Origin of the sequence: Roseixanthobacter liquoris (assembly GCF_043195135.2) — a bacterium.
In the GTDB taxonomy this organism is placed as follows: domain Bacteria; phylum Pseudomonadota; class Alphaproteobacteria; order Rhizobiales; family Xanthobacteraceae; genus NCEH01.
Genome location: NZ_CM195537.1, coordinates 343,585 through 363,672, shown reverse-complemented (window position 1 = coordinate 363,672; position 20,088 = coordinate 343,585). Strand labels below are relative to the sequence as shown.

17 protein-coding genes are annotated in these 20,088 nt (G+C 68.8%); 11 read left to right on the top strand and 6 right to left on the bottom strand.

Annotated elements, in window-relative coordinates; genetic code table 11:
• Position 1 precedes the first annotated feature (1 nt).
• The 7 genes from tssC (V5F84_RS01615) to V5F84_RS01585 are packed head-to-tail and all read left to right on the top strand — an operon-like array spanning position 2 to position 8,927.
• The gene (tssC, locus tag V5F84_RS01615; RefSeq protein ID WP_394045268.1) at positions 2-1,498 is read left to right on the top strand and encodes a type VI secretion system contractile sheath large subunit; all 1,497 of its coding nucleotides are present in this window, start codon (positions 2-4) and stop codon (positions 1,496-1,498) included.
• Between the two features lie 30 nt (positions 1,499-1,528).
• Positions 1,529-3,127 (top strand): type VI secretion system contractile sheath large subunit, encoded by a 1,599-nt coding sequence (gene tssC, locus V5F84_RS01610; RefSeq protein ID WP_394045270.1) that lies wholly within the window; start codon positions 1,529-1,531, stop codon positions 3,125-3,127.
• A gap of 23 nt (positions 3,128-3,150) precedes the next feature.
• Complete coding sequence (locus V5F84_RS01605) at positions 3,151-3,981, top strand: type VI secretion system accessory protein TagJ (protein ID WP_394045272.1); 831 nt, start codon at positions 3,151-3,153, stop codon at positions 3,979-3,981.
• A complete protein-coding gene (gene tssE, locus V5F84_RS01600; protein WP_394045274.1) occupies positions 3,978-4,442 on the top strand; it encodes a type VI secretion system baseplate subunit TssE in 465 nt (154 codons plus the stop codon). Before V5F84_RS01605 ends, tssE begins: the two co-directional genes overlap by 4 nt.
• Positions 4,435-6,264 carry a type VI secretion system baseplate subunit TssF gene (tssF, locus tag V5F84_RS01595; RefSeq protein ID WP_394045276.1) on the top strand — a complete coding sequence of 610 codons (1,830 nt, stop codon included), beginning with the start codon at positions 4,435-4,437 and terminating at the stop codon, positions 6,262-6,264. Before tssE ends, tssF begins: the two co-directional genes overlap by 8 nt.
• Positions 6,228-7,322, top strand: coding sequence for a type VI secretion system baseplate subunit TssG (gene tssG / locus V5F84_RS01590; RefSeq protein ID WP_394045278.1), 1,095 nt, complete (start codon positions 6,228-6,230; stop codon positions 7,320-7,322). The genes tssF and tssG overlap by 37 nt, the downstream gene beginning before the upstream one ends.
• A 42-nt stretch (positions 7,323-7,364) precedes the next feature.
• Positions 7,365-8,927, top strand: coding sequence for a methyltransferase regulatory domain-containing protein (locus V5F84_RS01585; RefSeq protein ID WP_394045280.1), 1,563 nt, complete (start codon positions 7,365-7,367; stop codon positions 8,925-8,927).
• A gap of 165 nt (positions 8,928-9,092) precedes the next feature.
• Here V5F84_RS01585 and V5F84_RS01580 read toward each other — a convergent pair whose 3' ends face one another.
• Positions 9,093-9,731 (bottom strand): c-type cytochrome, encoded by a 639-nt coding sequence (locus V5F84_RS01580; RefSeq protein WP_394045282.1) that lies wholly within the window; start codon positions 9,729-9,731, stop codon positions 9,093-9,095.
• Between the two features lie 190 nt (positions 9,732-9,921).
• On the opposite strand from V5F84_RS01580, the gene V5F84_RS01575 reads away from it, so the two are divergent.
• Together V5F84_RS01575 and V5F84_RS01570 are read left to right on the top strand one after the other, a co-directional pair.
• Positions 9,922-10,683: a 3-deoxy-manno-octulosonate cytidylyltransferase gene (locus V5F84_RS01575; protein WP_394045284.1), complete on the top strand. Its 762-nt coding sequence runs from the start codon at positions 9,922-9,924 to the stop codon at positions 10,681-10,683.
• 24 nt (positions 10,684-10,707) lie between these two features.
• The gene (locus tag V5F84_RS01570) at positions 10,708-11,559 is read left to right on the top strand and encodes a prephenate dehydratase (protein ID WP_394045286.1); all 852 of its coding nucleotides are present in this window, start codon (positions 10,708-10,710) and stop codon (positions 11,557-11,559) included.
• 147 nt (positions 11,560-11,706) lie between these two features.
• On the opposite strand, the gene V5F84_RS01565 is transcribed toward V5F84_RS01570, so the two are convergent.
• Complete coding sequence (locus tag V5F84_RS01565) at positions 11,707-13,581, bottom strand: uracil-xanthine permease family protein (RefSeq protein WP_394045288.1); 1,875 nt, start codon at positions 13,579-13,581, stop codon at positions 11,707-11,709.
• A 10-nt stretch (positions 13,582-13,591) separates the two neighbouring features.
• Positions 13,592-14,542 (bottom strand): NAD(+) diphosphatase, encoded by a 951-nt coding sequence (nudC, locus tag V5F84_RS01560; RefSeq protein WP_394045290.1) that lies wholly within the window; start codon positions 14,540-14,542, stop codon positions 13,592-13,594.
• A gap of 202 nt (positions 14,543-14,744) precedes the next feature.
• Between nudC and argJ the strand changes: the two genes are divergently transcribed.
• Positions 14,745-15,986 (top strand): bifunctional glutamate N-acetyltransferase/amino-acid acetyltransferase ArgJ, encoded by a 1,242-nt coding sequence (gene argJ, locus V5F84_RS01555; protein ID WP_394045292.1) that lies wholly within the window; start codon positions 14,745-14,747, stop codon positions 15,984-15,986.
• A complete protein-coding gene (locus V5F84_RS01550) occupies positions 15,983-16,387 on the top strand; it encodes a (deoxy)nucleoside triphosphate pyrophosphohydrolase (RefSeq protein WP_394045294.1) in 405 nt (134 codons plus the stop codon). The genes argJ and V5F84_RS01550 overlap by 4 nt, the downstream gene beginning before the upstream one ends.
• 1,114 nt (positions 16,388-17,501) lie before the next feature.
• Here the strand turns inward: V5F84_RS01550 and V5F84_RS01545 are convergent.
• The 3 genes from V5F84_RS01545 to V5F84_RS01535 are packed head-to-tail and all read right to left on the bottom strand — an operon-like array spanning position 17,502 to position 20,081.
• Positions 17,502-17,960, bottom strand: a complete 459-nt coding sequence (locus V5F84_RS01545) for an acyl-CoA thioesterase (RefSeq protein WP_394045296.1) — start codon at positions 17,958-17,960, stop codon at positions 17,502-17,504.
• Positions 17,957-19,117, bottom strand: a complete 1,161-nt coding sequence (locus V5F84_RS01540) for an iron-containing alcohol dehydrogenase (RefSeq protein WP_394045298.1) — start codon at positions 19,115-19,117, stop codon at positions 17,957-17,959. Before V5F84_RS01540 ends, V5F84_RS01545 begins: the two co-directional genes overlap by 4 nt.
• A gap of 40 nt (positions 19,118-19,157) precedes the next feature.
• On the bottom strand, positions 19,158-20,081 hold the full coding sequence (locus V5F84_RS01535) for a methyltransferase domain-containing protein (protein ID WP_394045300.1): 924 nt from the start codon (positions 20,079-20,081) through the stop codon (positions 19,158-19,160).
• Positions 20,082-20,088: the final 7 nt, after the last annotated feature.

Below are 20,088 nucleotides of genomic sequence, written 5' to 3'. Positions count from 1 at the left end.
CATGGCCGACGCTCAGACCCAGGAAGGCGCCGCCCCGGAAGGTGCCGTCGCCGAAGCCGGCGCGGTATCCTTCCTCGACCAGGCGATTGCTGCCACCAAGCAGACCGATCCCGACCGCACCGCCGAACTGCTGCGCACCTTCACCCGCGAAGCGATGTCCGGCACGGTGACCTATTCCAAGAACCTGTCGCAGACCATCAACAATGCCATCAAGGGCATTGACGCGAAGATCTCGACCCAGCTGAACGCCATCATGCACCACCCGGACTTCCAGAAGCTGGAAGGCACCTGGCGGGGCCTGAACTATCTGGTGATGAATTCGGAAACCGGCGCGGGCATGAAGATCCGCGTCATGAACTGCACCAAGAAAGAGCTCTACAAGAGCCTCACCAAGTCCTCCGAATTCGACCAGAGCACGATCTTCAAGAAGATCTACGAGACCGAGTTCGGCAGCCCCGGCGGCGAGCCCTATGGCGCGCTCATCGGCGATTACGAATTCTCCAACCATCCCGAGGACATCGAGCTGCTGACGCAGATGTCCTCCGTGGCCGCCGCGGCGTTCGCTCCGTTCATCGCCGCCTCCAGCCCCAAGCTGTTCGGCTTCGACGACTACACCGAGCTGTCCAAGCCGCGCGACCTGGAGAAGATCTTCGACTCCATCGAATACGCCAAGTGGCGCTCGTTCCGCGACAGCGAGGATTCCCGCTTCGTCACGCTGACGCTGCCGCGCACCCTCGCCCGCCTGCCCTACGGCGCCGACACCAAGCCGGTGGAAGCGTTCGATTATGAGGAGGCCCCGGTGGTCAATGGCGTGCCGCGCGCCATGAACCATTCCGACTACACCTGGATGAACTCGGCCTATGTGCTCGGCGTGCGCCTGACCGACGCGTTCGCCCAGCACGGCTGGTGCACCGCCATCCGCGGCGCCGAGGGCGGCGGCAAGGTGGAGAACCTGCCGAGCCACGTGTTCGTCTCCGACGACGGCGACAGCGACCAGCAGTGCCCGACGGAAATCGGCATCACCGACCGTCGCGAGGCCGAACTCTCCAAGCTCGGCTTCCTGCCGCTCTGCCACTACAAGGGCACGGACTATGCCGTGTTCTTCGGCGCGCAGACCACGCAGAAGCCCAAGAAGTACGACCGCCCCGAGGCGACCGCCAATGCGGCGATCTCGGCGCGCCTGCCCTACATGATGGCCACCTCGCGCTTCGCCCATTATCTGAAGATCATGGGACGCGACAAGGTCGGCTCCTTCATGGAAGCCAGCGATTGCGAGAAGTGGCTGAACCGCTGGATCATCAACTACGTCAACGGCAATCCCGATGCCGGCCAGGACATGAAGGCCAAGTATCCGCTCGCCGAGGCCAAGGTCGAAGTGCGCGAGATCCCCGGCAAGCCCGGCTCCTACAATGCGGTCGCCTGGTTGCGCCCGTGGTTGCAGATGGAAGAGCTGACCACCTCGCTGCGCATGGTGGCCCGCATCCCGACCGCGTCCTGAACCGACTGAGCGCCACGGGAGGACACCCGTTTGGACTCCCTGGTGGACCAGCTGCAACCGGGCCCGGAGGCTTCGCCTTCCGGGCCCGGTCCCATGGCGGGTGCGGGGCGGCGGTCGGATCTCGACCTGCTGGCCCCGCTGCCGACGCCCCTGCGCCGCCATGCCATCGACATGGCGCTCGGCCGCGCCGATGACGCGCGCCTGACCGCGTTCCTGGCCGAGGACGATCCCCTGCGCGCGCTCATCGCGTGGTTCGGCGAGGATCTGAGGCAGATGCCCAAGGGCACGGCCCTCGCCGGCCTGATCGACCGCGACATCGCGTTTCTCGACGAATTGCTTACCGACCAGCTGAACGCGGTGCTGCACCACGAGCGCTTCCGCGCGCTCGAAGCCTCCTGGCGCGGGCTGGCCTATCTCGGCGCCTGCGCCGCCTCGGCCCAGAAGGTGGTGGTGCGGGTGCTCAACCTGTCCTGGAGCGAGGTGTGCGCCGATTTCGACCGCGCCTCGGACTTCGACCAGAGTCACCTCTTCGGCAAGGTCTACAACGAGGAATTCGGCATGCCCGGCGGCCTGCCGTACGGCGTGCTGCTGTGCGACTACCAGGTGCAGCACCGCCCGACGCTCGATCATCCCACCGACGATGTGGCGGGGCTCGCGGGGCTCGCGGGCGTCGCCGCGGCGGCCTTCGCGCCGGCGATCCTCGGCGCCTCCCCGCGCATGCTCGGCCTCGACAGCTTTTCCGAGCTGAGCCACCTGCCGAGCCTGAGCGGGCTGTACCGCGGGGCGGAATATGCCCGGTTCGAGCGCCTGCGCGGCACCGACGACGTGCGCTTCCTCGGGCTCGTGCTGCCGCGCGTGCTCATGCGCAAGCCCTATACCCAGGATGGGGTCGCCGGCGTCGGCTTTCGCTATCGCGAGGATCTGCGCGGCCTCACCGAGGATGACATGTGCTGGGGCAGCGCGGTCTATCCCTTCGGCGAGGTGCTGATCCGCGCCTTCGACCTGCATGGCTGGTTCGCCGACATCTGCGGCACGCGGCGCGACGAGATCGACAACGGGCTCGTCACCGGCATCCAGGCGCCGAGCGCGGAAACCGATACGCCGGGCGTGGTGGACCGGTTCGGCAGCGAGCTGGCGATCGCCAACCAGACCGAGTTCGACCTCTGGCAGATGGGCTTCATGACGGTGAATGTCTGCAAGGACACGCCCTATCTGGTGTTCCATTCCAGCCCGTCGATCCAGAAGGTGCCGCAGGGCGGGCATTCGGCGGCGAATGTGAACGCGCGCCTCTCGGCCATGCTGCGCTATATCCTGTGCGTCTCGCGCTTCGCCCATTACGCCAAGGTGAAGATCCGCGACCGGATCGGCGCCTATGTGAATGCCGAGGCGTGCGAGCGCGACCTCCAGACGTGGCTGCACTCCTATTGCCTCGGCAATGACGATGCCGGCCCCGACATGAAGGCCCGTTTCCCGCTGCGCGAGGCGAGCGTCGAGGTGAAGGCGGTGCCGAGCCGCCCCGGCACCTTCGCCTGCGTCATGCATCTGCGACCGCATTTCCAACTCGACCAGATCTTCACCACCTTCAAGCTCGTCACGGACGTGGCCATCGCCGCGTCGCGGACCGGCTGAACCGACGTCCAGGAGACTCTCCCATGACCGATTCCGCGCTGAAGATTTTCGAAGCCGGCCGTCTGAGTGACGCCATCGCCGCCGCCAACGAAGAGGTGAAGGCCGCCCCGCAGGACATTCAGCGACGCAGCCTGCTGGCCGAGCTGCTGTGCATCGCCGGCGATCTGGAGCGCGCCGAGCGCCAGTTCGACGCCATCTCCACCCAGGATCCCTCCACCGCCGTGCGCGTCGCCGCGCTGCGCCAGCTGGTGCGCGCCGACATGGCGCGCCGCCAGGTGTGGACCGAGGGCCGCATGCCCGAATTCGCCGGCACCCCGCCCGAGCATGTGACGCTGCGCCTGGAAGCGCTGATGCATCTGCGCGAGGGCCGCCCCGACGAGGCCGGCGCCTGCCTCGCCCGCGCGGAGGAGGCCCGCCCGGTGGTCGGCGGCACCCATAACGGCGTGCCGTTCGAGGATTTCCGCGATCTCGACGATCTCACCGCGGGGATCTTCGAAGTGATGACCGTGACCGGCAAATATTTCTGGATTCCCCTGGAGCAGGTGGACGAAGCGGTGTTCACGGCGCCGAGCCGCCCGCTCGACAGCGCCTGGCGCACGGTTCAGATGAGCGTGCGCGGCGGGCCGGAAGGCGAGGTGGTGGTTCCCGCCACCTATCCCGTGCGCGCCGGCGCGTTGCGCGAGGCGCTGCGGCTCGGCCGCGCCACCGACTGGATCGAGGACCGCGCCGGCTTCGTCACCGGCGAGGGCCTGCGCTGCTTCCTGGTGGGCGAGGAGAGCGTCTCGATCCTGGATCTGCGCGCGCTCGCCTTCACCCAGGCGGTTTCCGCGCAGCAGGATGCCCCCGCCGCATGAAGCGCCCGGAGCAGATGGCCCCGCTCGGCCTTTCGCTCGTGGACCGTCTCCTCGATACGGAGCGGCCCACGGTGGCCGCTTTCCGCGACGGGCTGCGGCGCGACCTGGAGGAATTGCTCAACACCGACCGGCGGGTGATCGGCTGGGCGGCGGATCTCGCCGAGCTGGACACCTCGTTGATCAATTTCGGCGTCATGTGCCTGTCCACCGTCAATCTGTCGACGGAGCAGCGGCGCGCCCAGGTGGTGGAGGAAATCGGCCAGATCATCCGCCAATGGGAGCCGCGGCTGGCGAACATGCGGGTCAGCGCCGTGCCCAACGTGGATTCGAGCGATCGCTCGCTGCGCATGCGCATCGAGGCGGAGATCCTGATCGAGCCCTCCCCCGAGCCCATGATCTTCGATACCCTCATCGACCCGCTCGGCAATACGATTTCCCTCACGAGTGCGCGCAGTGACTGACGATCTTCTGTCCTATTACAACCGCGAGATCGCCTATCTGCGGCAGATGGCGAGCGAATTCGCCAATGCCAATCCCAAGATCGCGGGTCATCTGCGCCTGTCCGGCGATGCCATCGACGATCCCCATGTGGCGCGGCTGATGGAGGGCGTCGCCTTCCTCAATGCCCGCATCGGCCGCAAGCTCGACGACGAATTTCCCGAGCTGGTGAATGCGCTGCTGGAAGTGCTCTATCCGCATTATCTCGCGCCCATCCCGTCCATGGCGACGGTGCAGTTCCAGCCCAAGGCGGAGATGACCGGGCCCCAGCTCATTCCCGCCGACACCGAGCTGGAATCGGAAGCGGTGCAGGGCGAGGTCTGCCGCTTCCGCACCCGCTATCCGGTGACGCTCTGGCCGATCGTGCTGAACGACGCCTCGATGACCGGGCGCCCGCTGGTGGCGCCGCCCAACCCCGCCGCCGATGGCGCGGCCGCGGTGCTGCGCCTCTCCCTCGCCTGCACCACCCCCGGCGTCACCTTCACCCAGCTCCAGCCCGACAAGCTGCGGGTGTACCTGCGCGGCCAGCCGCACCAAGTCTACACGCTCCAGCAATTCATCCTGAACAACACCGTCTCCATCGCCCTGGCGGACGGGGTGGGCGACCAGAATCCGGTGATCCTGCCGCCGAGCGCGGTTTCGCCCGTGGGGTTCGCGGCCGAAGACAACATGCTGCCCTATCCCCCGCAGTCGCAGCATGCCTATCGCCTGCTGACCGAATTCTTCGTCTTTCCCGAGAAATTCCTGTTCTTCGACATCGACCTGTCCGCCAAGGTGCTGCGCGACGCCGGCGCGGCGATGGATGTGTTCTTCTATTTCGACCGCACGGACGTGACGCTGGAGCGCACCGTCTCGCGCGAGTTGTTCGCGCTCGGCTGCACCCCGATCATCAATCTGTTTCCCCAGCGCGCCGAGCCCCTGGTGCTCGCGCAGAACCGCTATGAGCATCGCGTCATTCCCGATGCCCGGCGGCAGGGCGTGCTGGAGGTGCATTCCATCCTCTCCGTCATCGGCACCGATGCCGATGGCGAGCAGCGACCCGTGCTGCCCTTCTATGCCCGCCGCCGCGCCGGCCGCGAGGTGAACGCGCCGGCCTATTGGGCCGCCTCGCGCCGGCCCGCGGGCGGGCGCGACCCCGGCACCGAGGTGTTCCTCTCCTTCGTCGATCTGGACCGCGACCCGACCGGCCAGCAGGATTGGGTGATCTCGCTGGAAACCCTGTGCCTCAACCGCGACCTGCCCTCCAAGCTGCCCTATGGCGGCGGGCATCCGTACCTCAAGCCGGTGCACGGCATCGGCACGGTGGGCGAGATCAGCTGCATTTCGCCCCCGACGCGCACCTTGCGCCTCGGGTCCGGGCAGGGGCATCGCTGGCAGCTGGTCTCGCACCTGCTGCTCAACCATCTGTCCATTTCCGGCGCCCACGGCCTGGAGGCGCTGAAGGAAATCCTGCGGCTCTATGATTTCCGCGATTCCGCCGAGAGCTACCGGCTGATCGACGGGATCGTGGAACTGACCGCCCGGCGCGGCACGGCCCGGGCGCCGGTGCGGCCCGGGGACGTGGCCTGGGGCGACGCCATCTGCCGCGGTATCGACATCGGCATCGAGTTCGATCCCGCCAATTTCAGCGGCAGCTCCATGTTCCTCTTCGCCATGGTGCTGGATCAGTTCTTCGGGCTCTATGCCTCCATCAATTCCTTCACGCGGCTGACCGCCACGATCAAGGGACAGTCAGGAACCCTGTGCACATGGCCCGCTCGCGCCGGATACCGTCCGCTACTGTAATCGAGCAGCTCATCGCCGCGCCGGAGAGCTTCGACCTGATCCAGGCGGTCCGCGTGCTGGAGCGGCGGTGGCGCGACAAGCAGGGCCCGAACCACGACCAGCGCGGCAGCTGGTCGTCCGCCTTCGGCGACGAGCGCGACGTGCATCTCGACGCGGTGCGCTTCGTCTCCGAGCCCTCGCTCAAATATCCCACCGCCACCATCACCCGCGCAGTGGCGTCGGAGGGCGACGGGCCGGTGCAGCTCACGGTCGCCCTGTTCGGCCTCATCGGGCCGCTGGGCGTGATGCCCTATGGCTATACGAATCTCGCGACCCAGAGCCTGCACGAGAAGAATTCCGCCTTTGCGGCCTTCCTGGACATCTTCCAGCACCGCGCGGTGACCCAATTCTATCGGGCCTCCACCAAATACCGGCTCGCCGCGTCCCACGAGCAGCGCACGCCCAAGACCCCCGATCCCTTCGCCAACGTCCTGCGCGCCCTGGTCGGCCTCAGCCCGCCGGCGCTGCACGACTGCCTCGCGGTGGCGGACGAAGTGGTGCTGCACCACGCAGGCCTGTTCTCGAGCGAGGCGCGGCCCATGTCCGGGCTCGAGGCGCTGCTGGTGAACGAGCTGGCGCATCCGGTGTCGATCGTCTCCTTTGTCGGCGGCTGGCTGTCCGTCGCGCCGTCCGAACAGACCCGCCTGCCGTTTCCCGGCGCGCCGCAGGGCCTGCATTGCCGTCTCGATTCCAGCGCCATGCTCGGGGCACGGGCCTGGGCGGCGCAGGATTGCTTCCGCGTCGTGATCGGCCCGGTGGACCGGGCGGGGCTGCAAGACCTGCTGCCCGGCGGCCCGGAATCCAACCGCATCGTGGATCTGGTGCGGCTGTATTGCGGGCTGGAATTCGATTTCGACATCAACGTCATCATCAAGGCCGACGCGGTGCCGGCGGCGCGCCTCGCCAGCGCCGCGCACGATGCCGGCGCCGCCCGGCTTGGGCAAACCGCCTGGATCCTGTCGGCGCCGAGCCCGGTCGACCGCTCCGACGCCGTCTTTCCCGCCGGCCGGCTCGACTGATCCCGGCCCGTTCCTTCCCTTTCACATCGAAGCGTGCACCTCATGACCTCCTGGGCTTCCGGCTATGTCAGCGACATCGAATATCTTCCCGGCATGTATGTGGAGCAGACGCCGGGGCATCTGATCCTGGCCTGCCTCATCAACGGGATCGAACCGCCGCTGCTCGGCGATACGTTCGATTATTGCGAGCTGGGCTGCGGGCAGGGGGTCACCGCCAATGTCGTCGCCGCGTCCAATCCGGCGGCGCGCGTGGTGGCGGTGGATTTCAACCCGGCCCACATCGCCCGGGCCGGCGGCGCCGCGCGGGCGGCGGGCATCGAGAATGTGGAGTTCCTCGAACTGAGCTTCGAGGAGATGCTGGACCCGGAGAAGGCCGACCTGCCGGCGTTCGACATGGTGACGCTGCACGGCGTGTGGTCCTGGGTGAGCGCCGAACACCGCGCCGCCATCACCGCCTTCCTGGCGCGGCGGGTGAAGCCGGGCGGCCTCGTGTCGCTGAGCTACAACGCCATGCCCGGCTGGACCGCCATTCTGCCGCTCCAGCGGTTGATGCTGGAACATGCGGCGCTCAGCCATGAGCGCAGCGACGTGCAGGCCATGCAGGCGCTGGATTTCGCCGAACGGCTGGAGAAGGCCGGGTCCGGCGTGCTGGGTTCGTCCACCCTGTTCGAGCAGCTGCGCGCCGGTTCCGCCAAGCATGCGGGCGACGAGAAGGCGGTCTATCTCGCCCATGAATATCTCAATGCCAATTGGCAGCCGCTCTACCATATGGACACCGCGCGCCTGCTGGGCGAGGCCAAGCTCGGCTTTGTCGGCTCGGCGACCTTGATCGAGAATTTTCAAGACCTGCTGTTCAAGCCCGCCCAGCGGGACATTCTCGCCACCGTGCCCGCCGGGCCGTTGCGGGAGAGCGTGAAGGATTATCTGGTGAACCGGCCGTTCCGCCGCGACATTTTCGTGCGCGGCGCCCGCCGCATGCCGGATGCGGTGCGCGACGCACGGCTGCGCGACTTCGCCCTCGCCCTGAGTGTGCCGCTGGCCGACACGAAGACCACGCTCGACGTGCCCGCCGGCAAGGCGCAGCTGGAAGAGCGCTTCTATCGCCCGGTGTTCGAGGCGCTGGCCGAGCGGCCGCGCACGCTCGGCGAGCTTGCGGACCTGCCGGCGCTGCGGGGACAGGTGGGCAGTCCTTCCCTCGTGGAGCTGGCCGGCATCCTCGTCGGCAGCGCGCAGGCGCTCCCCGTGCCGTTCGGCCTGAAGACCGGCGCGAATGCAGAAAGCCTTGCGCTGAACCGCGCCGCCGTACGCGAGGTCGCGGAGAAGCGGGCGAAAACGGCGGTGGTGGCGGCGCCGCTCACCGGTTCGGGCCTGACCCTCACCACCATGGAAGCCCTGGTCTATGACGGCCTTGCCCAGGGTGTGGCGGCGGAATTGCCGGCGGTGCTGGCCCATGTGGAAGCCTGCATGGCGGCGGACGCGGTGCCGCTGATGCGCGACGGCAAGCGCATCGAAAACCCCGGCGAGGCCCGGGCCGTCGTCGCCGAAAGCGTGCAATGGTGCTTCGAGAATCGCCTTCCCATGTGGCGCCAGATGGGTGCCATCTGAAGCGGAAACGAAAAAGCCGGCCCTGCGGCCGGCTTTTTTTTGGGCTTTTTTACCAGGCCCTTGCCGGCGCATTCTTGCCGGAGCGTTTCGGACCGAACCGCTCGCCGGATGGCCGCTCCGGCCCGGCGCGCCATGGTTAGCGCGCCGCAACCGATGGCGGCCGCCTCAGTGCGCGGGCTTCGTGTCGGCGGGCTTGGCGTCGGCAGGCTTGGCGTCGGCAGGCTTGGCGTCGGCAGGCTTGGCATCAGCCGGGGCCGCGGCGGAAGCCGTCGGCAGGGGCTTGGGCGAATGCGCGAGCGAGTTGAGATAGGCGATCAGGTCCGCGCGCTCGCTTTCCTTCGGAATGCCGGCGAACGCCATGGCCGTGCCCGGGATATAGGCCTTGGGATTGGTCAGGAAGGTGTTGAGGTCCTGCGGCGTCCAATCGCCGCCCTTGGCCTGCATGGCGGCCGAATAGGCGAAGCCCGGCACGCTCGCCTTCTTGCGGTCCACGACGCCGTAGAGGTCGGGGCCGACCTTGGCGCCGGCGCCTTCCTGGAAGTTGTGGCACGAGGCGCAGCGCTTGGCGACGTTCGCGCCCTTCTCGATGGAAGCCGTGGCGAACAGCTGCTCGATCGGAACATCGGCGGGCTTGGCTTCCGCGACATTGCCGCCGGCCGGGCCTTCCGGCACGGCGATCTCATAGCCGGGCTTGGCGGGCGCTTCTGGTGCGAAGAGAATTTCGGAAACGATGCCGAGGCCGATCGTCAGCGTCAGGGTGCCGAGCAGCGCCCCCGCGATTTTGTTCAATTCGAAACTATCCATCGGCGCTTCGCTCCTCGGAGCCCCTAAATTCGCGGTCGACCGGCAAAAACTTGGGCCGTCGCCCCAATTAAGGCGCAGCCGGTCGGACACTAATCACTTTGATTGGCGCCGTGCAACCCGTATAAGGCGCGCCCCAATGCCACGTTTCGCGCCAGTCGCGGCGCATTCCCGCCCCAAGGTTGCCACGATCATGAACGCTGCGGAAGTTCTGGTGTTGATCCCCGCCCGTCTGGCCGCCACCCGCCTGCCCGGCAAGCCGCTCGCCGACGTGGGCGGACGCAGCATGATCGTGGAAGTGGCGCGGCGAGCAGTCGCAGCCAATATCGGCCGCGTCGCGGTTGCAACCGATGCCGCGGAGATTGCAGAGGCGGTGCGCGGCGCCGGCCTGGAGGCGGTGATGACGCGCGCCGACCATCCCTCCGGCTCCGACCGCATCCATGAGGCGCTGACGCAGCTCGACCCGCAGGGGCGGGTCCAGATCGTGGTCAATGTGCAGGGCGACCTGCCCACCATCGCCCCCGCCACCATCGCCCGGGCCCTCGCGCCGCTCGCCGATCCGGCGGTGGACATCGCGACGCTGGCCGCGCAGATCGTGCTGGAGGAGGAGCGCACCGACCCGAACGTGGTGAAGGTGGTCGGTTCCCCGATCGCGCCCGGCCTGTTGCGGGCGCTCTATTTCACCCGCGCCACCGCGCCTTTTGGCGAGGGGCCGCTGTACCACCACATCGGCCTTTATGCCTATCGCCGCGCGGCGCTCGCGCGGTTCGTGGCGCTCGCGCCCTCGCCGCTGGAGCAGCGCGAGAAGCTGGAGCAGCTGCGCGCGCTGGAAGCCGGCATGCGCATCGATGTGGCGGTGGTGGACGCGGTGCCGCTGGGCGTGGATACACCGGCCCATCTGGAACGGGCGCGTGCGCTGCTCGCGGCGGAGCGCTCATCGGGAGATCTGGCATGAGGATTTTGGCATGAGGACGCAGGCATGACCCGCCGCATCGTTTTCCAGGGAGAGCCGGGCGCCAATTCCCATATCGCCTGCCGCGAGACCTATCCCGATTACGAAGTGGTGCCCTGCCACACCTTCGAAGATGCGTTCGCGGCGGTGGAGGGCGGCACGGCCGATCTCGCCATGATCCCGATCGAGAACACGGTCGCCGGCCGCGTGGCGGACATCCACCATCTGCTGCCGCGCGCCAGCCTGAAGATCATCGGCGAATTCTTCCTGCCGCTGTCCCATCAGTTGATGGCGGTGAAGGGGGCGAGCCTCGCCACGCTGAAGACCGCCCAGAGCCATGTGATGGCCCTCGGCCAGTGCCGCAAGGCGTTGCGCACGCTCGGTTTGACGGCGGTGATCGGAGCCGATACGGCCGGTTCCGCGCGCGAGATCGCCGAGGCGGGGGACGTCACCCGCGCCGCCATCGCCTCGCGCCTCGCGGCGGAGCTCTACGGGCTGGAAATCCTGGCGGAGAATATCGAGGACGAGAGCCACAACACCACGCGCTTCGTGATTCTGGCGCGCGAGGGCGAATGGGCGGCGGCGGACAACGGGCCGGTGATGACCTCGTTCGTGTTCCGCGTGCGCAATGTGCCGGCGGCGCTCTACAAGGCCATGGGTGGGTTTGCCACCAATGGGGTCAATATGACCAAGCTGGAATCCTACCAGATGGACGGGGAGTTCACCGCCACCCAGTTCTATGCCGAGGTGGAGGGCCACCCGGACGATCTCCCGGTGAAGCGGGCACTGGAAGAATTGGCGTTCTTTTCCAGGGAGTTACGCATTCTCGGCGTGTATCCCGCGCACCCTTTCCGCCGCACCATCGTGCGCGGCGACTAGGGCCCGGCCGGGCCAGATGTTTCACGTGAAACATCGGCGCGGGGAAGACGAAGCGCGCGGAGAAGCCTTGTTCCGCGCTCCTTCGGGCGAAGAAACCGCGTGTTCCGCGCAAGCTCCACGAATCTTCGCGAAACGCCGTCCGCGCCCCTAATGATCGAAGCGCAGGGTGATGCGCGCGCGCCCGGCCGCCCGGCCGAAGGTGACCCGGTCGCCCAGCTTCACCAGCAGATAGGCGGCGAAGCCGGCGACCTCCTTGGCGTCGCCCAAGAGCGCCTCGGGGGAGGGGCGCTCCTTGGGCACCTCCAGCACCTCCCCGTCATAGAGGACGAACACGTCGAGGTGGCTCTCGTCGAAGCGGGCGCGCAATTCCACCGGCCCTTCGGCGATGCCGGTGTCGACGATCACCTCCAGCGCCTGCGCCGCGACCGGGATCGCGGCGGCGATCACGTCGCGCCGCGCGCCCCACAAATCCCCCTGGCGTTCCAGGAAATCCTGGGCGGTGAGGAAGGCGTTCGCCCCCTCCGGCACCTGGAACGAGCTTTCCTTGGAAATGCCGATGCGGAACAGCAGGTTCAGCGCGATGGCGCTGCACGCCGCCACGGTGAGCGGGGTGGAGAACAGTGGCTGGATCCAGAACGGCAATTGCCCCTTCAGCGGCAGCAGCGCCACCGAGAGGCCCGCCAGCACCGAGAGTCCCACCAGGAACACCCGCCGCTCGCTGAGCCGGCGGGAGAGGATGAGATCCATGCCCGCCACCAGCAGATAGGCGGAGGTGTAGAGCAGGATGCCGCCGATCACCGGCGAGGGGATCAGCGTCAGCGCCATGATCGCCTTCGGAAAGAAGGCGGTGGCGAAGATCACGCCGCCGGCGAGAATGCCGATGCTGCGCGCGGTCGCCCCGGTGGCGAAGGCGAGGCCCACCGCCGAGGAGGACAGGCCGGACTGGAAGCCCGAGGTCATGCCGTTGAGGATGTTGCCGATGCCGCACGCGGTCACCGCGCGCCCGGCCGCGCTCATGTCGGCGCGGCGCCATTCGGCATCGTTCATCTTTTCCAGCGAGACCGTGACGCCGAGCACGTCCACCAGCCCCATCATCACCAGCAGGGCCACCAGCGGGAACAGGCGCGGCTCCAGCGCCAGCGAGGGCAATTGCAGGTGCGGCAGGGCGACGAAATCCGCCTTGGCCAGCGTGGCGCCCAGGTCGATGGGGTCGACGCCGCTGAGGGAGGCCAGCGCCCAGCCGCTGGAGGCGCCCACCAGCACCGCGAACAGCTTGAAGCGGCGCGGCGCGAACACGGTGACGCACACGATCAGCGCCAGCGTCACCATGGAGACGGCGAGCGGCCCGAGCTCCACCTGCGTGCTGCCGGTTTCCAGGCCGAGCGCGCGTCGCAGGGCCGGGCTCGCCAGCGAGACGCCGAGCATGGTGACGGCGACGCCGCACACCTCGGGCGGGAGCAGCACGCGCAGCGGCCGCACCAGCCGGGCCATGAAGAGCTGGCAGACGCCGACCAGGATCGTCGTCGCCGCCATCAGGCCCAGACCGCCGATGGTGAGCGCCTGCACCGCCAGCGGAATGGCGCCGGCGGCGGGAATATGGATTCCCAGATAGCCGCTGCCGAAGCGCGTCCGCGCGCACTGGATGATGGTGGTCAACCCGATGCACATGGCGCAGGCGCTCAGCATGGCCTCGACCTGGTCTTCCGGCAGCCGCGCCTCGGTGGCGGCGACGATGGGATAGATCAGGAAGGTCAGGGCCAGCATGGCATGCTGGGTGGACAGGGGGATGAGGGCGGAGAGCGGAACCTTGTCCTCCAGCCCATAGACCAGGGTGGAGGGCCGGCGCACCGGCCGGGGGGCGGTGCCGCGCTCCGGGGCGATCAACCTGCGCACCGGCCGCAGGGCCGCGCGCAGGGCGCCGCGCCAATGCAGGCGGGGGGAGCGAGGGTGCGCGGGCCGTGCGTCGTCCTGCTGCGGCCGGTTCTGGATCTCGGGTCCGGAGCTGGGGTGTTGATCCGGCACGGGTGCTCTTTCAGACGGTGGCGCCCTCGACGAAGGCGCGGATCAGATGATGGGCGATGGCGTTCGCCGGCGGAACGAACAGCCCGTCGGGGTGCGCGCGCACCAGCATCTTCGCGGTTTCCGCACGGGAAAACCAGCGGGCGCCCGCCAGCTCGTTCGAGTCCATCGTGATGGTCTGCGAGGTCGCCTCGGCGATGCAGCCGAACATCAGCGACATGGGATAGGGCCAGGGCTGGGACCAGCGATAGCGCACCGCGCCGGTGGTGATGCCGGTTTCCTCCAGCGTCTCGCGCCGCACCGCTTCCTCGATGGTCTCGCCCGGCTCGACGAAGCCGGCGAGGCAGGACCACATTTCCGGCGCGAAATGCGGCGCGCGGCCCATCAGGCATTCATCGCCGCGATAGGTCAGCATGATCACCACGGGATCGGTGCGGGGAAAATGCTGGGCCCCGCAGCTCGGGCAATCGCGCCGCCAGCCGCCTTCGATGGCGCGGGTGCGGGTGCCGCAATTGGCGCAGAAGCGATGCCGCCCGTGCCAGGCGAGCATGGCCTTGCCGCAGGCGAGCGCCGCCAGATGGTCGGTGGACACCAGGCCCTGCACGGCGGTGGAGCGCAGATCCGGCACCAGCAGGCCGCGCGCCTCCAGCCGGTCCTTCTCCGCCGGATCGACCCGCGCGGCGAAGCGCGGCGCGCCGTCGGCGAGGCCGAGGAAGATCCGCTTGCCGGCACCGAGCGCGGTCGCCGCGTCGGCCGTGAAGAGCGGGTCGCGCAGCGGCTCGCCGGGATGGAGCACCACCCATTCGCCGCCGAGGAGATAGAAGCGGGCATCCGCCCGCTTTGCGAGGTCGTCCACCGTGCCGCGCAGATGGGCGGCGCGGTCGAGCGGGCTGCCCTGGTAGCCGAGGGCCGGCCAGGGGCCAAGATCGGTCTGGGCGAGATCCGTTAGGGAAAGCAGTGGCATGGCCCCTGAGGGAAAGCAGTGCGAGATGGCGCCGACCGTGGCATGGGTGGCACAGCGAGGCAAGGCCGCCGCACGCAGGCCATCCAGAATGCCCATGCAGGAACCGGAATGCGCGTGCGAAGGGCCGCTCTGCGCGCGAAGCGCTTGCCTGCGGGCGCGGCCTGCGGCACATGTCGCCCGCCATTCACGGAAGGCCATGCCGATGTCCGCTCCCCTGTCCCCGCTCGCCCCCCGGCTGATTCCCTATGTCCCGCCCGTCGGGGGCGTCCGGTTCGCGACCGCCTCCGCCGGCGTCAAATACCAGGGCCGCACGGATGTGCTGCTGATGGCGTTCGCGCCCGGCACCACGGTCGCCGGCGTCACCACGCGTTCGCTGTGCCCCTCCGCGCCCGTGGAATGGTGTCGCGCGGCGCTGCGCGGCGGCCGGGCGCGGGCCCTGGTGGTGAATTCCGGCAATGCCAACGCCTTCACCGGCGAGGCCGGCCGCGACACCACCGCCGCCACGGCCGAATATGCCGCCGCCGCGCTGGGCTGCAAGCCCTCGGAAGTGTTCCTGGCCTCGACCGGTGTGATCGGCGAGCCGCTGGATGCCGACAAGTTCGAAGCCCCCCTCGCGGACGCCGCCACCCGCCTCGCCAGCGAGAACTGGACCGAGGCGGCGCGCGCCATCATGACCACGGACACCTTCCCCAAGCTCTCCACCACCACGGTGAAGCTGGGGGAAGTGGACGTGACCATCGCCGGCATCGCCAAGGGCGCCGGCATGATCGCGCCCGACATGGCGACCATGCTCTCCTTCATCGTCACCGACGCGCCGATCGCCGCCGACGTGCTCCAGAAGATGCTGTCGAAGGCCGTGGGCGGCACCTTCAACGCCGTGACGGTGGACGGCGACACCTCCACCTCCGACACGCTGCTGCTGTTCGCCACCGGCGCCGCCAAGGCGCAGGGCGTCGGCACCATCAAGCGCTGGGACGATTCGCGCGTGGAAGGCTTCCGCGCCGCGCTCAAGGGCGTGATGGCCGATCTCGCCGAACAGGTCGCCCGCGACGGCGAGGGCGCCCGCAAGCTGGTGCGCGTGCATGTGAGCGGCGCGGTATCGAAGAAGTCGGCGCGGCGCATCGCCATGTCGATCGCCAATTCGCCCCTGGTGAAGACCGCGGTGGCCGGCGAGGACGCCAATTGGGGTCGGGTGGTGATGGCGGTGGGCAAGGCCGGCGAGCCGGCGGACCGCGACCTGCTCGCCATCTCCTTCGGCGACATCCAGGTGGCCGCCCACGGCGGCCGCGACCCGGATTACGACGAGGCGACGGTGTCCCAATATATGAAGGGCGATGTGATCGACATCCGGGTGGACCTCGGGCTCGGCGACGGCAAGTTCCGCGCGCTCACCTGCGACCTCACCAAGGAATACATCGCCATCAACGGCGACTACCGCTCGTGAAGATCGTCCTCGTCGCCGCCTGCGCGCTGGTCGATGTGGACAACCGGGTGCTGGTGGCCCAGCGCCCGGAAGGCAAGCAACTGGCCGGCCTCTGGGAATTTCCCGGCGGCAAGGTGGAGGCGGGCGAGCGGCCGGAGGACACCCTCATCCGCGAGCTGGACGAGGAACTCGGCATCAGTGTGAAGGAGGCGTGCCTTGCCCCCCTCACCTTCGCCAGCCACGGCTATGAGACCTTCCACCTGCTGATGCCGCTGTGGATCTGCCGCCGCTGGGAGGGGCAGATCGTGGCGCGCGAGCATTCCGGGTTGAAATGGCTGCGCCCGGCGAAGCTGCGCGACCTGCCCATGCCGCCCGCCGACGCGCCGCTGATCCCGGCGCTGATCGACCTGCTGGGGCCGTAGGGAAGGCCTCGCCGCATCCGCATCTTCGTGTCCGGGCCCAGCGACGGCGATGCCGGAGCGCCGAGCCGGGACCCAGCACGAGATGTCTGCGCAGCAGACAAAACGCGCTGCGCGCTTTTATGGGTTGAAGCGCCTGCGCCCCTGCTACATGCAGCGCTCTCCGCGTTGAAGCGCCTGCGGCGGTGTTTTGCGCTGGGTCCCGGCTCGCGTTCCGCGCCGGCTGTGCCGTCGCTGCACTTGGCCGGGACACGGGGGGTCTCAGGCGAGCGGCAGCAAGGCGGCCGTCAGATCGTCCGGCAGGTGATCCCCTTGAGGTGTCCCGGCCCAGCGACGGCGATGCCGGAGCGCCGAGCCGGGACCCAGCGCGAGATGTCTGCGGAGCAGACAAAACGCGCTGCGCGCTTTTATGGGTTGAAGCGCCTGCGGCGGCGTTTTGTGGCGCTCTCCGCGGTGAAGCGCCTGCGGCGATCTCTTGTGCTGGGTCCCGGCTCGCGTTCCGCGCCGGCTGTGCCGCCGCTGCACTTGGCCGGGACACGGGGACTCAGGCGAGCGGCAGCAATGCCGCCTTCAGATCGTCCGGCAGGTGATCCCCTTGAGGTGTCCCCGCCCAGCGACGGCGATGCCGGAGCGCCGAGTCGGGACCCAGCACGAGATTTCTGCGCAGCAGACAAAACGCGCTGCGCGCTTTTATGGGTTGAAGCGCCTGCGCCCCCGCGACATGCGGCGCTCTCCGCGTTGAAGCGCCTGCGGCGGTGTTTTGTGCTGGGTCCCGGCTCGCGTTCCGCGTCGGCTGTGCCGTCGCTGCACTTGGCCGGGATACGGGGGGACTCAGGTCAGCGGCAGCAAGGCGGCCTTCGGATCGTCCGGCAGGTGATCCCCTTGAGGTGTCCCGGCCCAGCGACGGCGATGCCGGAGCGCCGAGCCGGGACCCAGCGCGAGATTTCTGCGGAGCAGACAAACGCGCTGCGCGCTTTTATGGGTTGAAGCGCCTGTGCCCCCGCGACATGCGGCGCTCTCCGCGCTGAAGCGCCTGCGGCAATCCCTTGCGCTGGGTCCCGGCTCGCGTTCCGCGCTGGCTGTGCCGTCGCTGCACTTGGCCGGGACACGGGAGGAGTCAGGTCAGCGGCAGCAAGGCCGCCTTCAGCGCGTCCGGCAGCGGCACCGGGCGGCGGGTGGTGCGATCCACATAGACGTGCACGAAATGCCCCTGCGCGGCCGCCTGGTCGCTGCCCTGGAACAGGCCGATCTCATAGCGCACCGAGCTGGAGCCGAGCTTCGCCACCCGAAGGCCCGCCTGCACCACCGCCGGATAGGAGAGGCTGGCGAAATAGGCGCAGCGGGTTTCCACCACGAGGCCGATGACCGGGCTCTTCTCGAAATCCAGCGCGCCCTTGGCGATCAGATACTCGTTCACCACCGTGTCGAAATAGGAATAGAAAACCACGTTGTTCACGTGGCCGTAGACATCCATGTCCGCCCAGCGGGTGGTGATGGTGAGGAGGTGCGGGAAGGCGGAGATCAGCGCCGGCTGCTCGCGCCCCGCGCTTTTGCCCTCTTGTCCCGCGCCGCTCATGCCCAGGCCGCCTGATAGATGGCCAGCGCGTCCGCCTCGTGGACGGGGCGGGGATTGTTCACCAGAAGGCGGCTCTGCTTCATGGCGTCGGCGGCGAGCATGGGCAAATGGTGTTCCGGCACGTTCACTTCCCTCAGGCAGCGGGGCAGGCCCAGATCGATGGCGAGAGCGGCCAGCCGCTCGACAAAACGTTCCGCCACCTGCGCGTCCGTGCCTTCACCAATGTCCGGGAAGGCATGGGGCGCGATCTGCGCATAGGCGCGCGCGGCGGCCGGCAGGTTGAAGCGCAGCACGTGCGGCAGCACAAGGGCGTTGGTGAGCCCGTGGGGCAGGTGGTAATGCCCGCCGAGGGGATAGGCGAGCGCATGCACCGCCGCCACCGGCGAATTGGCGAATGCCTGCCCCGCCAGCAGCGAGCCGAGCAGCATGGCTTCGCGCGCCGGCCGGTCGGTGCCCTGGTGGACCGCCGTGCGGATGTTCGCCCCCAGCAATCGCAGCGCCTCCTTGGCGAGGCCGCGCGAGATGGGATTGTTGTTCGGGCTCGCCGAGGCATAGGCCTCGATGGCATGGACCATGGCGTCCACCCCGGTCGCCGCCGTCACATGGGCCGGCAGGCCGAGGGTGAGGTCGGCATCCAGCAGCGCCACGTCCGGGATCAGGCAGGGCGAGACCACGCCTTTCTTGACCGTCTCCCCCGTGGTGACGATGGAGATGGGCGTGACCTCCGAGCCGGTCCCGGCCGTGGTGGGCACCAGGATCAGCGGCAGGCGCGGCCCCTTGGCGATGCCGATGCCGTAGATTTCGGTCAGTGCCTCCTGGCCGAGCGCCAGCAGCGCCACCAGCTTGGCCACGTCGAGCGAGGAGCCGCCGCCGAGCCCGAGCACGCCTTGCGCGCCCATGGCGACGGCTTCGGAGGTGGCGGCGAACACCACGTCCTCCGGCGGGTCGGCCACCACCTGGTCGAAGATGCGATGGGCGATTTCCGCCGTGCGCAGGGCTTCCAGGGTCGGCGCCAGAAGGCCCGCCTTGACGATGCCGGGATCGGTGACGATCAGGATGCGCGACACGCCCCGCGCCGCGAACAGATCGCCCACCCGCAGCGCCGCGCCGCTGGCGCAGACGATGCTCGGCGTGGTGTTGAACACGAACCCGGACATGGCTCCCCCTCAGATGTTCGCGCGCGACGCGAAACGCGGTCTATTCTGGCTGTTCCGACCCGGACGGGGAATCCCCCGCGGTCTTCACTTCCTTGGTTCCGAGCGCGTCGGCGAGGCGCATGCGCGCGGAGCCGGGACGCAGCGGCTTCTGCTGGCTCTCGTGCGGCGCCCAGCCGGACAGCCAGACGATCTCGAACGTGGCGCGGACCTTGCCGTCCGCATCGGCGAAGCGCTCCGCATAGAGTTCCGCCGCCCGCAGCACCGTCGCGCGGCGCAGCGGCACGCGCCGCCGCTCGGCGAGCGCATTGGCCGCCCCCATGCGGCGCAGATCCGCGAACAAGGTGAAGGGCGAGCCATAGCGCACCACCACCCGGTCGACGTCGGTCACCGGCAGGGCGAAGCCCGCCCGCTGGAGCAGCGCGCCCATGTCTCGCACATCCGCGAACGGCGCGACGCGGGGCGAAAGGCCGCCCGTGGTCTCGCTCTCGGCGATGGCGAAGACTTCGCGCAGTTCGGCGAGACTCGCTCCGCCGACGAGGGCGGCGATGAAGAGCCCGTCCGGCTTCAGCGCGCGGCGGATCTGGGTGAGCGCGCCGGGCAAATCGTTCACATGCTGGAGCGAGAGGCCGGAAACGATGAGGTCGAGCGCGCCTTCGGCGAAGGGCAGGGCCTCCTCGTCCGCCACCACGGCCGGAAAGCCGGGGCCCGCCGCGGCGGCGAGCGGGGCGGCGCGGAACACGGTCTCGATGCCGGGATGGCGCGCGAGTGTCTCCGCCACGGCAGGGGTGGCGCTGCCGAGATCGAGCGCGCGGGGAAAATCGCGCTTCACCGCCAGCAGCCGGTCGCCGACATCCTCGGCGACGCGCTCCAGCAGGAAATCGGCCGGGCCGAGGGTGGCGGCACGGGCGAGGCGGCGGCGCAGCAAGGGCCGGTCGAACACGAGAGGGCTGCTCATGGCCGCCATATAAGCC

Bases quoted from the DNA above. Each gene is read 5' to 3' on its own strand.
- tssC (WP_394045268.1), top strand. From the start codon at position 2: ATGGCCGACGCTCAGACCCAGGAAGGCGCCGCCCCGGAAGGTGCCGTC.
- V5F84_RS01605 (WP_394045272.1), top strand. From the start codon at position 3,151: ATGACCGATTCCGCGCTGAAGATTTTCGAAGCCGGCCGTCTGAGTGAC.
- tssE (WP_394045274.1), top strand. From the start codon at position 3,978: ATGAAGCGCCCGGAGCAGATGGCCCCGCTCGGCCTTTCGCTCGTGGAC.
- tssG (WP_394045278.1), top strand. From the start codon at position 6,228: ATGGCCCGCTCGCGCCGGATACCGTCCGCTACTGTAATCGAGCAGCTC.
- V5F84_RS01585 (WP_394045280.1), top strand. From the start codon at position 7,365: ATGACCTCCTGGGCTTCCGGCTATGTCAGCGACATCGAATATCTTCCC.
- V5F84_RS01580 (WP_394045282.1), bottom strand. From the start codon at position 9,731: ATGGATAGTTTCGAATTGAACAAAATCGCGGGGGCGCTGCTCGGCACC.
- V5F84_RS01575 (WP_394045284.1), top strand. From the start codon at position 9,922: ATGAACGCTGCGGAAGTTCTGGTGTTGATCCCCGCCCGTCTGGCCGCC.
- V5F84_RS01570 (WP_394045286.1), top strand. From the start codon at position 10,708: ATGACCCGCCGCATCGTTTTCCAGGGAGAGCCGGGCGCCAATTCCCAT.
- nudC (WP_394045290.1), bottom strand. From the start codon at position 14,542: ATGCCACTGCTTTCCCTAACGGATCTCGCCCAGACCGATCTTGGCCCC.
- argJ (WP_394045292.1), top strand. From the start codon at position 14,745: ATGTCCGCTCCCCTGTCCCCGCTCGCCCCCCGGCTGATTCCCTATGTC.
- V5F84_RS01545 (WP_394045296.1), bottom strand. From the start codon at position 17,960: ATGAGCGGCGCGGGACAAGAGGGCAAAAGCGCGGGGCGCGAGCAGCCG.
- V5F84_RS01540 (WP_394045298.1), bottom strand. From the start codon at position 19,117: ATGTCCGGGTTCGTGTTCAACACCACGCCGAGCATCGTCTGCGCCAGC.
- V5F84_RS01535 (WP_394045300.1), bottom strand. From the start codon at position 20,081: ATGGCGGCCATGAGCAGCCCTCTCGTGTTCGACCGGCCCTTGCTGCGC.